The 15,424-nt window shown below is 68.6% G+C and carries 4 protein-coding genes; all 4 read right to left on the reverse strand.

Annotated elements, in window-relative coordinates; genetic code table 11:
• The 4 genes from OHB26_RS28565 to OHB26_RS28580 are packed head-to-tail and all read right to left on the reverse strand — an operon-like array spanning window position 1 to window position 15,349.
• Window positions 1-1,290 (reverse strand): glycosyltransferase, encoded by a 1,290-nt coding sequence (locus tag OHB26_RS28565; protein WP_330180350.1) that lies wholly within the window; start codon window positions 1,288-1,290, stop codon window positions 1-3.
• Window positions 1,223-2,365 (reverse strand): alpha/beta hydrolase, encoded by a 1,143-nt coding sequence (locus OHB26_RS28570; protein WP_330180351.1) that lies wholly within the window; start codon window positions 2,363-2,365, stop codon window positions 1,223-1,225. The genes OHB26_RS28565 and OHB26_RS28570 overlap by 68 nt, the downstream gene beginning before the upstream one ends.
• Window positions 2,362-4,911 carry a thioester reductase domain-containing protein gene (locus OHB26_RS28575; protein ID WP_330180352.1) on the reverse strand — a complete coding sequence of 850 codons (2,550 nt, stop codon included), beginning with the start codon at window positions 4,909-4,911 and terminating at the stop codon, window positions 2,362-2,364. Before OHB26_RS28575 ends, OHB26_RS28570 begins: the two co-directional genes overlap by 4 nt.
• On the reverse strand, window positions 4,898-15,349 hold the full coding sequence (locus tag OHB26_RS28580; RefSeq protein WP_330180353.1) for an HAD-IIIC family phosphatase: 10,452 nt from the start codon (window positions 15,347-15,349) through the stop codon (window positions 4,898-4,900). Before OHB26_RS28580 ends, OHB26_RS28575 begins: the two co-directional genes overlap by 14 nt.
• Window positions 15,350-15,424: the final 75 nt, after the last annotated feature.

Raw genomic sequence — 15,424 nt, forward strand, 5'->3', positions numbered from 1 at the left:
TCAGGCCGATGCGTTGGCGGCGAGCTTCTCCACCGCATCGGCGGCGGCCGCGACGCCGTTCTCCTGTGAGACCCGGCGGCCCAGCTCCGCCGCGCGATCGCGCGCCTGCGGCGTCAGGGTGCGGACGAGGGCATCGTGCAGCCGATCCTCGGTCAGCGACGGGTACGGGAAGTCCGCTCCGATGCCGAGCGCGGAGATCCGCCAGCCGTAGAAGAACTGGTCGCTGTGCACGCCGATCACCACCGCGGGCAGTCCGGCGCGCAGCACATCATGGGTATTGCCGCTGCCGCCGTGGTGCACCACCGCGCGGCAGCGCGGCAGCACCCGGTCGTAGTCGAATGAGTCCAATACGAACAGGTTTCGGTCGTAGCCGATACCGCGCGGATAGCCCTCGCCCTTGACCGTCACCAACGCGCGGGCACCGAGTCGGCGGCACACCTGGGCGATGAGATCGCAGGAGCCGACCGGGTCGAGGATCGGCATTCCGGTGAGGCAGAAGTAGATCGGCGGCTCACCCTCGTCGAGCCAGTCGCTGAGTTCGGGGGAGACCACCGCCTCGCCCCAGGCATCGCGCAGTCGCTGCGGCAGGATCGGCGCGCCGACGACCGTGGCGCGCTCCTCCCAATCGGCGGGCTTGGGCAGCAGCACCGGACTCACCATGTGCACCAGGGGAATTCCGTCTTCGCGGATACGCTTGAACGGATTGCGCGGTGCGCCGGGCAATCCCATCATCTCCCGTACCCGCCTATCCATCTTGCGATAGGCCACTCCGTAGGCGAGCTCGAACGCCGAGTAACTGGCCAGCCGCAGCCGCTGCGAGGAGATCATCTTCTTGATGGTGAACGAGGACGGGAACTCCGCGGTGCGCTCGAGCGGATACGGCAGCCCGCCGACCACGACCTGCCCGGTCTTCTCCCGGCGCTCCATCGCCCACGGCAGCGTGGAGGCGCACGAGACGATCACATCGGCCGACTCCACCGCGCCGGTGAGCACATCGTGCATCTGCGCACCGCGCTCACCCGCCATGATCTTGACCGTATCCAGCATGATCTGCAGGAACGGCAGCGGATTGCCGGAGGAGAGTCCGCGCTTGGCGGCGGGCGACTCCAGCAACTCGGCGGAGTTGAACGGAATCACGTGCGGTTCGAAACCCGAGCGCCGCACCACATCCGCGTAGTTCTCGGTCGCGGTGATCTCGACATGATGGCCGCGCGAACGCAGTTCATCGGCCAGCGCCAGATATGGCTGATGGTCGCCCCGGGTTCCCGCCGTCAACAATGCGATTCGCATACTCTCGACTTTCGTTGGTGATCTGCGCCGTTGTCTCGTCGAGGAAGTCGACGATATGCCCGAAGACATCCAGGGCCGCGCCGCGGCCGATGAAGGTGTCCAGGTGGCCGTAGGACGGAATCTCGGTGTAGCGCACCTCGACACCCGGATTGCGTGCCGAAAGTACCTCGTAGCAGAGCTTGTTGGAGTCGACCCAGGCTTCATTGCGACCGCCCGCGAGCAACAGCACCGGGCAGTCGATCCGGGACGCCTGGTCCAGGGCGTTCTCCGGGAGCGCGTGGTACCGCTCATCGTCGACATTCCAGCGGACCACCGCGTGCGCCAACTCGATCTGACGCAGGTGCGGGAGTACGGAAAGCGGTACCGCGCCGAACAGTTCGGCGAGACGGTCGTGGGTGCCGGGGTGCAGGTGGTCGTGTTCGAAGAGTTTCGCGCCCATACCCCAGCCGTAGTGGACCAGGCGGCAGGTGGGGTCCGGGCAGTCACCCTTGCGGGAGAGTGCGGCGTAGAGCAGCGTCCGCTTGGACCACAGGCCGACCTTGCGGAAGTCCGATTCCAGATGGGTGACGCGGGAGCCGAGCATCTCACTGGCCAGCAGGACGCGCATGCGGGCGGAGGTGCTGACCTTCGGGGTCAGGAAGACACCCTGCGCGACCACGCCCGCCAGGCCGGGGAGCAGACCGCCGGTCAGGCTGAGCGACAGGGAGATCGCGCCGATGCAGTGCGCGACCACGAACAGCGGCCGGTCGCCGATGTGCTCGCGGATCCGGGCGACCGCCGCGGGCAGGTCGTAGAGGGCGACATCGTCGAAGGTGTACGGGCGGCCGGATTCGTTGTACGGGAGGGCGCAACTGCCGCGCCAGTCCAAGAGCCAGGATTGGTAGCCCGCGTCGGTCAGGACATCGGTGATATTGCGAATCTCGGGGAGCGCGAACATCTCCGAGGAGACGCCGTGTCCGTGGATCAGCAGGACCGCCGGGCCGTCATCGGGGCCGACCTTGCGCAGCCGCAGGTCGATGCCGTCGTCGGTGCGGAATGGGATCACGTCCGCCGCGGTGGGGTCGGGTCGGGTCATCGTCGCTGCTCCTTCCGCATGGCGCGGCGCAGATCCAGCAGATCGGTGCCGACGCGCAGCATCGGTTCGAGCAGGCTCTTGCCGAGTTGGCCGCCGAACCAGCTGAGCCACAACATCTTCGCCAGGCGTTGCTGTCGTTCGGGCAGGCGCGGATCGATCTCGATACCGTCGATCTGATCGGGCAGGTAGGTGTGCATCGGCACCGCCACCTCGCCGGTGAACGCGGCGGGCTCGCCGGTGCGCCCGATCTCGATGAGCTGGGTGCCGAGCTGGCGCACCATTCGGCGGCGGGCGGCGGCGAACTTGTAGCCCTCCAGCCACCAGGTGCCGCCGGACGAATCACGCAGGGTGAGTTGGTAATGCATGATCGGATGGCGGGTCTCGTTGCGCAGTGGGATGCCGTCGTGCGGGCGTACGATCGCGGTGCCCTGGACCGTGAGCGGTTCGTCGTGCAGGGCGGGGCAGGTCAGTTCGCCGTTGATATCGAGGGTGCGGGCCGAGAACACCTGGGCGCTGCTCGCGACGGACAGTGCCAGCCGCAGATCGCACGGGATCGCCGCTGTCTCACCTGCCGGACCAATTGTGCCGCTGAGTGTTTCGTGGAAACGTAGATACGGTTCGGCACCCGGCTGCGGTCCCATACCCGCCATGGTGGCGAGCATCTTGCCGCGCTGTGCCGGGCCGGGGATGGTCGCCGTGGGCAGTCCGTGCGCGGCGACGAAGGCATCGGTGCGTGCGGCTGTCGCCGGGGGCGCGGTCACCATGGCCGCGAGTTGCGTGCGTGCGACCGGACTCTGGAGCACCTGGGCCAGGGATTCCAGTTCGGGTACCGGACCCTCCCGGATCGCGCGGACCACATCCGCACACCACTGTTCCCAGTGCTGGACGCGAATTCCCAAGCCGCCGAGTGAGGTTTCGGCAACGATCTGCTCGAGCGAGGTGGGCGCTCCGGTCAGGTGATAGGTGTGCCCCCAGGCGCTGGGCGTGCACACGATCGCCGCGGCGGTGCGGCTGACCCAATCCACCGGGGCCGAGTTGAGGTACCGGAATCCCGGCACGGTGCGAAAACGCATGAGCGCGGCGGTGATTCCCGCATTGAGGTCGCGGGGGTTGTGCGCACCCGTCTCCGGATGGCTGCCGATGCCACCCGGTCGCATGACCGTGACCACGAGCCCGTGCTCACTCGCGCGCCGCAGTATCGCCTCGGCAGCCCACTTCGACCGGTCGTACCCGATCGGCAACTTGGCGACATTGGCGGTGGGTTCATCCTCGCCGAGCGTCTCCGCCTCGGACCCGTTGAACACCGCCATCGAAGAGATGTGGTGCACCGGCTTCGGTCGTCCGGTGCAGGCCAGCTCCGCCAGCGTCAGCGGCCCGAGCACATTGGTGCGCCGCAGCGACGGATACCCGCGCAGGAAATCCACCGCGGCACCGGCATTGACGATCGAATCAACCTCGACGGCGAGCTCGTTCCACCGCTCGTCGGACAACCCGAGCCGAGGCAGGCGCAGATCACCCGCGAGCGGCGTCACCCGCCGCAACACCTCCCGCGACCACGGCAGCGCGAACCGCCGAACCGCATCCTCCAACCGCTGCGCGGCGGCCTGGTCGTCATCGGCCCGCACCAGGCACACCACATGAGCCTGACTGTGCCGCAACAGATCCAGCAGCATATGACTACCCAGGAACCCGGTGGTCCCGGTCAACAGAATCCGCTGCGGCGCGACCCGCTCCGGACCCGCCACGATGGGTAGCCGATCCGCACCCCCGAGATCGGCGAACAACAGCGCCAGATCATCGGTGTCGGTGAAGGACTCGGCGGGAGACGGCTGCGATACGAGCGTCTCGCGGGCGGCACCGTGCCGAGCGAGATCGCCGTCATCCGCCCATCCGAGATGCGCGCCGGGCAGGGGTGCTACCGAACCGCCGGGCGAACTGCCGAGTTCGCCCGGGCCAGCGGATATTCCGCCGCGATCGCCGGTATGCGTCGGCGTGACAGCCTCGGAATCCGAGAGCTGCCGTGCGTCGTCGGCTGTGCGCACCTCATCCGAGGGTCCGGCGAGTTCGGGATGGTCGGCGAGCCAGCGCCGCGCGAGCCTGCGCGGGCGGGCATCGAAGAAGATCGTGTCGAGATCCGGGTGGATATCGAGCTCCCGCGCCAACGCCGCTACCAACTCCACGGCCGCGAGCGAGGTTCCACCCGCGTCGAAGAAGTCGGTGTCGGCATCGATGGATGTGGTGGTGAACCGATTCGCCAGCTCGGTGATGGCCTCGGCCAAGGACTCGGGGGTCCAGCCCCGCGGTGCCTGAGCGGAGGTCCTCGGTGTCCGGTCAGGCGGTGCGGGGTGCGCATCGGCGAGAGCCGTATCCGGTGTCGTGGCCACCGAATCGGGTTGTGCCGCACCATCGGCCCGCGCCGGGGTGCCGGTGCGGGCGAGTAGATCGGCTATGTCCATGGTGGCCGTACCTCTTTCGAGGGTTTCGGCGCGGTGGCGACGGTCTACGGCCGCATTGCGGACCGGGAGCCGCTCGTCAGGACCGGTCAACGGTCACCTCCTCAATATTCGACTGCGCGTCCCAGGAGCGGAACTGCCGCAGGCGGTCCGGGGTCACCGAGACGTCCAGGCGGTCGGTGTCGGAGGTGGTGCCGAGCAGGCGGGCGGCCAGTCGGCGGGCGGGTTCGTTCCTGGGGGTGTGCTCGAACGATATCCGGACCGTGGTGTGGCCGAGGGCATCAGCCTGGTCGGCCGCCCAGGACAGCAGGCGTTCTTCGACGCCGCGCCCGAGGGCTCGGCAGCTGAGCTGCCAGCCGGTGATGGTCAGGGCATCGTTGTCCGAGCGCAGGGCGAGCACCGAGATGAGGCCGTAGTCGCCGAAGCGGTCGCGGGCGGTCGCGGTCCAGACCTGGCCTTCGGCGCGCCAGCGATCCAGTTCGGCGGCCGTGACGCTGGCAAGGGTGAACTGGCTGGTCCGCCGGACGAGCTGCTGTGCGCGTTCGAGGGTGGCATCGGTCAGTGGATCGATATCGACCTCGAGCTCCAGCTGCGCCAGGAAGTCCGCGAATTCAGCTGTGGCCCGGGCCCTATCGCGCTCGCGGTCCTGGCGATAGAAGTCCGCTCGGGTGCGGTCCTCCGCCGTCGCGGCGATCGGGACCATCGGCCAGAGGCGGGTGAGGAAGGATTCCAGTTCCGCCGCCGGGGGACAGGTCACCGAGAGCACCTCGGGGAGTTCGGAGCGCATCCGCGCCACCTCGACCGGGTTGTCATCGAGGTAGCAGAAGGTGTCGAGGCCCAGTCCCAGGGTGCGGGCGACCTCCTCCAGTCGTTCCGGCTTGGCATTCCAGCCCGTCGAGATCGCCGCGAAATCGTCTCGGCGCAGCGGGCTTTCGGATCTGTCGAGAATGGCTTCGACGGTATCGGCGTCATTGTTGGTGAGCAGTACCAGCAGAGTTCCCGCCGACCGCCACTGTGCGAGGCGCTGTGCCAGGGCCAGGCGTGCTTCGTCGAATACCACGGCGGTCGAGCCGATCTCGCCCGCCGTGCCGCTCCACAGCGTGTCGTCGCCGTCGACGGCGATCACCTTCGGTGCGGGTTCGGTGACCGCGCCCACCGTCGAAACCAGGGTGAGCGCCACGGCCGCCTGGAATTCGGGGGTGAATGGCAGGTGCGCCAGGATGGCGGTGCGATCGTCGAAGGGGTTGTCCACCCGGTGATTTCGCGTCCACTCGTCCGGACCCAGCAGTGCGACGCCGGGGACCGCGCGCAGACGTTCGGTGACGACCTGCTCCCATGCGGTGAGCCGCTCCTCGGGAGCGGCCGAGGGCAGGATTCCGACGATGACCGGTTTGCGGGTGCGTTCGGCGAGTTCCCTTACCGCCGCCGGATATTCGGTGGCGAGCTCGGTGAGCAGCTCGTCCGAGAGTCCGCCGAATCGCTCCAGATCCGCCGCGCGCAGCAGCACGATGCTCAGCGACATCGAGGGCTGAGTGAAGACGCCGGACGGGTCCCGCAGGCTCGACAGCACATGGTGGTACGGGGCCTCCGCGACGGTGATCGCCGTGGTATCGGCGGCCGCCGCCATCAACTCGGGCAGTCTGCCCAGGGCGAAGGTTGCGCCCAATGCCGCACGGATACCGGAAGTCCGCTGTGTATCAGCGAGTTCCGGACGCGCGGGGGCTCCCGGATCGCTGATCGCCGCGGCGACCGTCGCCAGATATCCGGCGCCGAACTCGGCGCAGGTCTCGGCGTCGATGATGTCGCTGTTGTAGGTGAACCACACCTGTCCGGTATCAGGCAGGACCGCGACCATGAGGTCGAGGTCGGAGTATCCGGTGCTCACCGGGACCACCTCGGCCGCCGCGACGGCGGAGTTGGCGCGCAGATAGTTGAAGTAGACCTCGATCATCGGCGCGTTGTCGCGGTGCAGGCCCTCGCCGGCCAGGGCCGCGAGTACCTCGGCGAAGCCCGCGCCGGGGGCGAGCAGCGTCCGCAGTCGTGCACCGGTGCGCTCGAGCACATGGGTGATGGTGTCCTGCGCGGTGACCGTCGCCGGGAATGGCACCGGGAGACCGAAGTATCCGACGGCGTCGGTGGCATCGGCGTGCATGCGGGTATCGACCGGGACGGCCAGCGCGAAGCGATCGGTCTGCTGATGGCGGGCCAGCAGCACACTCAGCGCGCCGAGGAAGATGGCGGCCGGGGTGAGTCCGAGATCGCGGGCTCGATCGGCGACGCGATCGTGCAGTCCGGCGGGCATATCGAGTGCGATCGCACCCGCGCCATAGCTGCGCCGCACCGGACGCTGTTGTGCCAGAGTCAATTCCAGGCGCTGGGATCCGGTGAACAGGTCACGCCAGCGGGCGCCCGCGGCCTCGTCACCCGCGCGCTTGTTCGGCTGCGCGATGAGCAGCTGATGCATATCCCGGTTGGTGAGGGTGTCCTCGAGGATCGCACCGGAGAGCTCCGCGGCGAGTTCACCCGCTACCAGCAGCATCGACTGCACATCGCTCATCCCATGGTGGGCACCGAAAAGCAGTACCGGGGCAGCCGATTCGGCATTGAGGAGTTCGAAGCGCCACAGCGGGCCCGTCTCCAGGTCGAACGGCCGCGTCATCAGTTCCCGGAAATACTGCTGCACGATGGCGTCGTCGAGATGTTCGAGGTCGCGCCAGGTCGCCAGCTCGCCCGGCTCACGGTGGATCTCGAGCTGTCGGCCGTGCTCCTCGCTGCGGCGAATTGTGGTGCGCAACGCGGCATGTCGGCGGGCCAGGCGGTTGACCGCCTGTTCCAGCCCGGGCCGAGTCACGGCGATCGGGAGGCGTACCGCCACACCGCCGGTCTGCGCGGCGCTGGGAATACCGAGCTGTTCGGTGCGCAGCAGCCGCATCATATCCCGGGTCACCGGGAGAATCTCCAGCTCGGGCACCTCGGCGACCACGGCGGCGGCAGCGCCGGAATCACCCTGTCGGAGTACCTCTTCCACGAGGTAACCGGCCAGATCGGTGAGATTCTGTTCGGCGAGAATGCTGCCGAGCGGAACCGAGATTCCGGTGTGCTCACGCACCTTGTTGCGCAGTTCGATCGCCATCAGCGAATCCAGGCCCAGGCTCTGGAAGTTCGCCTCGGCCGAAACCTGTGCCGCGCCCGCGTGGCCGAGTACCTGCCCGGTCCATTCGGAGATGGCGGCGATGGCCAGGGCGACGGCCTCCGCACGCGGAACAGCGCGAAGCCGTTCGGCGAAACGGGATTCCGTCACCGCGTCGGCGGCGGATCGATCGGCCACCGCCCGGCGCGCGGTGCGGCGCACCAATCCGTGCAGCAGTCGCGGGACACCCGGTTCACGGCGCAGCACCTCGGTATCGAGCAGCAGCGGAACGAGCATCGGCTCACCCACGCGCAGCGCGGCATCGAAACAGGCCATACCGTCGGCGGTCGAGAACGCGCGCACCCCGGCGCGCTCGAAGCGTTGCAGGTCGGCTCGTGCCATGTACGCGGTCTGATTGACCGCCCAGGCGCCCCAGGCCAGGGACTGTGCGGGCAGTCCGACGGACCGCCGATACAGCGCCAGCGCATCGAGGTAGGCGTTCGCGGCGGCGTAATTGGCCTGGCCGGGCGTGCCGAACAAGCCGCCCGCGGCGGAGAACAGCACGAAGATCGACAGCTTTCGATCCGCTGTCAGCTCGTGCAGATGGTGCGCCGCATCGACTTTCGGCCGCAGCACGGTATCGAGCTGCGCCGGGGTGAGTGACCCCAGCGTGCTGTCATCGAGCACGGTCGCCGCGTGCACCACACCGGCGAGCGGCAGCCCGTCGAGCAACGCCGCCAGTGCATCGCGATCGGTGATATCGCACTGGGCGAATCGCACTCGCACACCACGACTTTCGAGATCGGACCGCAATTGCAGACCGCCCGGCCCGTCGACGCCGCGCCGACTGACCAGCACCAGATCCCGCACCCCGTACGCATCGGCCAGATGCCGGGCCAGCGCCGACCCGAGTCCGCCCGGAGCCCCGGTGACCAGCACCGCCCCGTCCCCGAGGCCGACTCGCCCCTCCAACGTTCGGGCAGCGTCCTGCGGTAGGCGCGCCAGTCGAGGCATGAACGCCACCCCGTCCCGGACCGCCAGCTGCGGTTCCGCTGTCGCGAGCAGTGCGGCGATATCGAGTTCGGGATCGGCGGAATCGATCAGTACGATCCGTCCCGGATTCTCGGACTGCGCCGAGCGCACCAAACCCCACGCCACCGCGCCCGCCGGATCCGGACTCGTCCTGTCGCCCTGCGCGATCGGCTCACTCGGGGCCACCGCGCCACGCGTACGGACCACCAGTGTCGCCCGCTCGAATCGGGGGTCACCGATGATGCGCTGCAGTGTCGCCAGCAGTCCCTGGGCGACCGCGTGTACCTGCCCGGGCGAATCGCCCTCGGGCACTCGGAGAATGATTACGTCCGCGCGCTGGGTGGGCTCGGGGACAGCCGCGGTCCGCACGGGCGCGTGGACAGCGTTGGGGGCCTTCGAATTCGCCGTGGGGGATTCCGACTGGCCCTCGGTGATGTCTGCCAGTTCGGGAAAGGGCCACTCGGAGAGTGTGAGTGCCCGCTTCGCGGTGCCGAGCGCGCACTCGGACCAGTTCAATCGGAACAGACGGCGATAGGCCGGGGCGAGGGCTGCGGCATCCCACTGGGTGGCCGCGACCGGGCGCAGCAGCAGCGAGCCGACCGAGACGACCGGGCGGCCGGTACGGTCGGTCGCCGACATGATGACGGTATCGGCGGCCGAGCGCGTCAGGCGGACGCGAAGTGCGGTCGCGCCTGACGCCCACAGATTTACATCGCTCCAGACGAACGGGAGCAGAGCGTATTCACCGTCCGGGGCGTACAGGGCAGTGGTGTGCAGCGCCGCATCGAGCAGCGCCGGGTGGATGCCGAACTTCGCGGCGTCCGCGTGCGCGGCCTCGGCGAGTTCGACCTCGGCGAAGATCTCCGCACCACGACGCCATGCCGCGCGTACCGCTCGGAAGTGCGGACCGTATTGATGGCCGCGCGCGTACAACTCGGCGTAGAGCGCCTCGACATCGACTCGTTCGGCATCCGCCGGTGGCCACGCGGACGAACCTGATGCCGGCCACGCCACCGCACCCGAGCCCGCGAGTACGCCGGACTGCGGGCCCGCCGTCGCATGGGCATGTGGCCACGCCGCCGCATTGGACTCCGCCAGCGCGCCGGACGGCGGGTGTGCGACCGCAGGGGACTGTGTCCACGCTGCCGCGCCCGCGTGCGCCGCCGTGCCCGCGGCGGATGGCGCCCAATCCCCGGAGTGTGGGCGCGCTGGTGAATATGCCTGTGCGGCAGTGGGGTCCGCGTCCTCGGTGAGGGTGCCTTCGGCGTGCAGGGCCCACTGGGCGTCGGGGTCTTGGTCGTCGCGGGCGTAGATTCGGACATTACGGTGATCGGCGGTGTCCGGACCGCCGACGACCGTTTGGATGCGCAGGGCGCCGCGCTCGGGGAGCAACATGGGGGCGCGCAGGACCAGTTCGCGCAGGACCGGGGCGTCTGCTTCGTCGCCCGCGCGGATGGCCATTTCGACCAGCGCCGCGCCGGGGACGATCACCGCGTTCGGCCCCGCGTGGTCGGTGACCCACGGTTGCAGGCGGCGCGAGACCCGGCCGGTGAGGACCACCCCACCGGAATCTGGCTGCGGCACAACGGCGCCCAGGATGGGGTGCTCGATATCGCCGAGGCCCAGGGCGGTGGAATCGCGGTTGATCCGCTCGGTCCAGAAGCGGCGTTCGTCGAAGGCGTAGGTGGGCAGGTCCACGGGAGCGGCATCGGGCAGCAGGCCGGTCCAGTCGAGTTCGTGCCCGGCGACGTGGAGTTCGGCCTGGGCGCGGGCCAGTGCGGTCGGCCCGTCCTGCTCGCGCAGCAGCGAGCCGACGGCGATGACCTCGCGGTCGAGCTCATCGGCGAGGGATTTCACGGCCGCGGTCAGCATCGGGTGTGCGCCGAGTTCGACGAAATAGCGGAAGCCGTCGGCGATCATGCGCTCCACGGTGTCGGCGAAGCGCACCGTCTGGCGGGCATTGCGGAACCAGTAGCCGGGCTCGACCGCGGCGGTGACCGGCTCGCTCGTGACGGTCGAATACCACTGTGTGACAGGTGATTCCGCCGTCATTCCGGCCAGCGCGACGGCCAGTGGTTCGCGCAGCGGCTCATACATGGGGCTGTGCCCGCCCAGGCTCGGCCCGGCGGCGCGCAGCCTGTTGTAGATCCCGGCCTCGGACAGCTCGGCGAGAAACTCCTCGACGGCGGCCTGCTGCCCGGTGATGAAGGTCGAGCGCCGCACATTGACGGCGGCGATCGACACCCGATCACTGAATTTCGCCAGTCGCGGGATGACCTCGGCCTCGGGCAGGCCGACCACGGCCATGGCGCCCGGCTCCTCGATGTCCTGAATCAGGCGACTGCGGGTGACGACAATCTTCGCGGCGTCACCCAGTTCGAGCACGCCGGCGCAGTAGGCCGCCGCGACCTCGCCCTGACTGTGGCCGATCACCGCGTCCGGCGTCACGCCCGCCGCACGCCAGGTGGCGGCGAGCGCGGCCATGGTCATGAACAGCAGCGGCTGGATGAGTGGATGATCCCAGAGATCCTCGACGGTCATGGTGGCCAGCCGGTCCTGTGGTGACCATCCGAGCAGCGCGCTGAAAGCCTTGTCGCAGCGCTCGAATTCGGTGCGGAACTCCTCGGAGGCGGTGAGCATATCGCGCGCCATCCCGACCCACTGCGTGCCCTGACCGGGGAAGATGAACGCGGTCTTGGCATTGGTGAGCACCGGGCCGTTGCCGAGGACGGCATCGGGTGATTCGTGGCCGTCGACGAGTGCGCGCAGTGCGCCGATCATCTGTTCGCGATCGGCCGCTACGACCACCGAACGTCGCTCGAATCGGGTGCGCCGCAAGGCGAGTGAGCGCGCGACCGGGCCCGGATCGAGCGACGGATCGGCGCTGACCAGATCCAGCAGCCGCTGCGCCTGACCGTGCAGCGATGCTTCGCTGCGCGCCGAAATCGGCAGCAGCGCCACCTGCCGGTCGGCGGTCGCGGCCTCGGGAACCGTGACCGGCACGGCCGGAGCCTCCTCCAGAATGAGGTGCGCGTTGGTGCCGCTGAGCCCGAAGGCGCTGACCCCGGCGCGCCGGATCCGCTCCCCGCGCCGCCACGGCAGCGACTCACCCGCCACGGCTACGCCGCTGCGTTCCCAATCCACGTGCGGTGAGGATGTTTTCGCGTTCAAGGTGGCGGGAATGCGCTCATGCTGCAGTGCGAGAACCAGTTTGATGACGCTGGCCACGCCCGCCGCCGCCTGGGTATGTCCCACATTGGATTTGAGCGAGCCGATGCCCAGCGGGCGTTCCGGATCGCGGCCCGGCCCGAATACCCGTGCCAGGGCGCGCGCTTCGATCGGATCGCCCAGAGCGGTGCCGGTGCCGTGTGCCTCGACATAGTCGATATCGTGCGGGCTCAGCCCCGAGACCCGCAGCGCCGAACGCAGCACCTGTTCCTGGGCAGCGCCATTCGGTGCGCTCAGGCCCTGGCTACGCCCGTCCTGATTCACCGCCGATCCCCGGACGACGGCCAGCACCCGGTCGCCGTCGCGGCGGGCATCGCCGAGGCGCTTCAACAGCACCATGCCCGCGCCCTCGGCCCAGACCGTGCCATCCGCCTCGGCGGAGAAGGGCGCGCATTTGCCGGTGGGGGACAGCACCCCCAGTTTGCACAGCTCGATATGCGCGATCGGTGACATGAGCAGTGTGGTGCCGCCCGCCAGCGCGAGATCGCATTCACCCGCGCGCAGCGCCGCCATGGCCGAGTGCATGGCCACGATCGAGGACGAGCAGGCGGTGTCGAAGGTGACAGCCGGGCCGTGCAGGCCCAGCGTGTAGGAGATGCGCCCGGACGCGACGCTCGGCGAAAGCCCGGTTCCCACTTGGCCATTGAGCTGTTCGGGGGCGGGATCGGCGAGATATCCGGTCGCGTACACACCGAGGTATACGCCCGTGGCGCTGCCGTGCAGGGTGCGCGGATCGCGTCCCGACCGCTCGATCGCCTCCCACGCCAGTTGCAGCATGACGCGCTGCTGCGGATCCATGACCGCGGCCTCGCGCGGGCCGATACCGAAGAAAGCGGCGTCGAAACGATCCAGGCCGTCGACGTATCCGCCGCGGAAGGTGTACGCCTTACCGCTCGCGGTGGTGTCCGGATCGTAGAGATCCTCGATATCCCAGCGGCCCTCCGGGACCTCAGACAGAGCGTCGAGGTTACCGTCCAGCAAGCGCCACAGCGCCTCCGGCGAGTCGGCGGCGCCCGGAAAGCGACAGGACATGGCGATGATGGCGATCGCGTCCTCATCGATACCGTCACCGTCCGCATCGACGGTGACGGCGCTGACCGCGACCTCGGGCTCCGTAGCGTCCGGAACCGTCTCGGTCGCCGGGGCGAGCGCGTTGGCCACCCCGTCGATGGTCGGATTGTCGAAGAACAGATTGGTATCGAGGAACTCGCCGTAGAAGTCCGAAAGGTCCACCACCAACTCGACCAAATCGGCTGAACCCAAACCGAATTCGACAATCGGCTGATGTACGTCGATACGCTCGGGATCCAGTGCCGCCTGCTGCGCGATGGTCTTGACCAGCCAGGTCCGCACCGCCTCGGTGGACGGCTTATCACTCGCTGTGGCCGGTGCGGCCGCGATCTCCTCCTCGAAGTCGAAGAGTTCATCCTCGGGTGAACGCAATGGCCCCGCGGTCAATTCGAGCAGTTCGCCCGAGCCGTACGCGGCCCGGCACGCCTGACGCTGAATCTTGCCGCTACTGGTCTTGAAGATGGTTCCCGGTCGAATCAGCATGACCGTGGCGAGGGTGAGCCCGTGCTCGGTCGAGACCGCACCGCGGATCGCCGTCTCGATGGCGTTGAGCTCATCGGGTTCCTCGGTGCGCACCTCGGCGACCACGACGGGCTGCTCACCACCGGATCCGAGTTCGACGGAGAACGCGGCGACACATCCGGCGCGGACCCCGGAGTGCGCGGCCTCGACCGTCGATTCGATGTCCTGCGGATAGTGATTACGCCCGTCGATGATCAGCAGGTCCTTGCTCCTACCGGTCACGAAGAGCTCGCCATCGGAGACGAATCCGAGGTCACCCGTGCGCAGGAAGCGGCGCTCGTCACCGGGCAGGGTCGCCGCGAACACCTCGGCACTGGCCTGCTCATCGCGGAAGTACCCGGCCGCCACGCTTTTTCCGGCTACCCAGATCTCACCCTCGGATCCGGCGGCGCGCTCGATACCGCTCTCCGGATCGACAATGGCGATCGACAATCCTCCGACCGGACGTCCGACGCCGACCAGTTCGGCCCCGCGCGCGCGATCACCGAGCGCATCGCGCACCTCGTGGAAACTCGGTGCCACGCCGATCTTCGGCCCGGTCACAATCAGCGTGGCCTCGGCCAAACCGTAGACCGGATGCTGGGATTCGGCGCGGTATCCGGCCCGCCCGAAGGTCTGCGCGAATCGGCGAATCGTGCTCGCGCGCACCGGCTCGGAGCCGTTGAACGCCACCCGCCAACGGCTCAGATCGAGCTGATCGATCTGCTCGGCCGCGATGCGCCGCACACACAGCTCATAGGCGAAATTCGGTCCGCCGCTGGTGTGCGCCCGGTAGGTGGAGATCGCCCGCAACCAGCGCTCGGGTCGTTGCAGGAAGTGCATCGGCGACATGAGCACCGAATTGGCGCCGAGGTAAACCGTATGCAGCAGCGGCGCGATCAGGCCCATGTCGTGGTACATCGGCAGCCAGCTGGCGAAGAGCGCGCCATCCCAGGATTCGGCGAAATCGCGGTCGTGCCCGAGTCCGTCGACGAGCGCGCCCTGATTGTGCAGCAGGTTCTCATGGGTGATCAGCACGCCGCGCGGCGCACTGGTCGAGCCGGAGGTGTACTGGATGAACGCGACCGACTCCGGGCGCAGATCGGGTTCATGCCACCGGGTGGCCTGATCGCCGGTGATCTCATCGGTCGCCAGCCAGCGCAATCCCGCCAACTCGGGAATCTCCGCGCACAGCGCCGCCGCATCCGCGACCACCCGCGCCGGGGCGAGCACCACATCGACCTCAGCGTGCGCGACCATCCGCCGCAGCCGCCGCAGTGACCGGTTGTCCCACTCGGGCAGCGGGGCGGGCACAGCCGCGACACCGGCGGCGAGGCAGCCGAAGAACGCCTCGGCGAAGTCCTGCCCGGCCGGGTAGAGCAGGAGCGCGCGCTCGGGCCGCGAATCCTGCAGGGCCGCGCCGATCGCCTTGGCGCGCACGCCCAGGTCGGCGTAGGACAGCTCGCGGACAACGCCTTCGACATCGCCACTGTCCAGGAACCGGTAGACCAGGTCGGCCGGGCGGCTCGCAATCTGAGCGAACAGTGTTTCAGTAAAAGTGTTGAGCACGAAAATCCTTCTCTACCTGGTGGAACGTATTCGTCGGCCGGACTTCGTTCCCCAGGTGCATGAGGAATGGCTCAG

It is taken from the genome of Nocardia sp. NBC_01503 (genome assembly GCF_036327755.1).
Taxonomy (GTDB): Bacteria; Actinomycetota; Actinomycetes; order Mycobacteriales; family Mycobacteriaceae; genus Nocardia.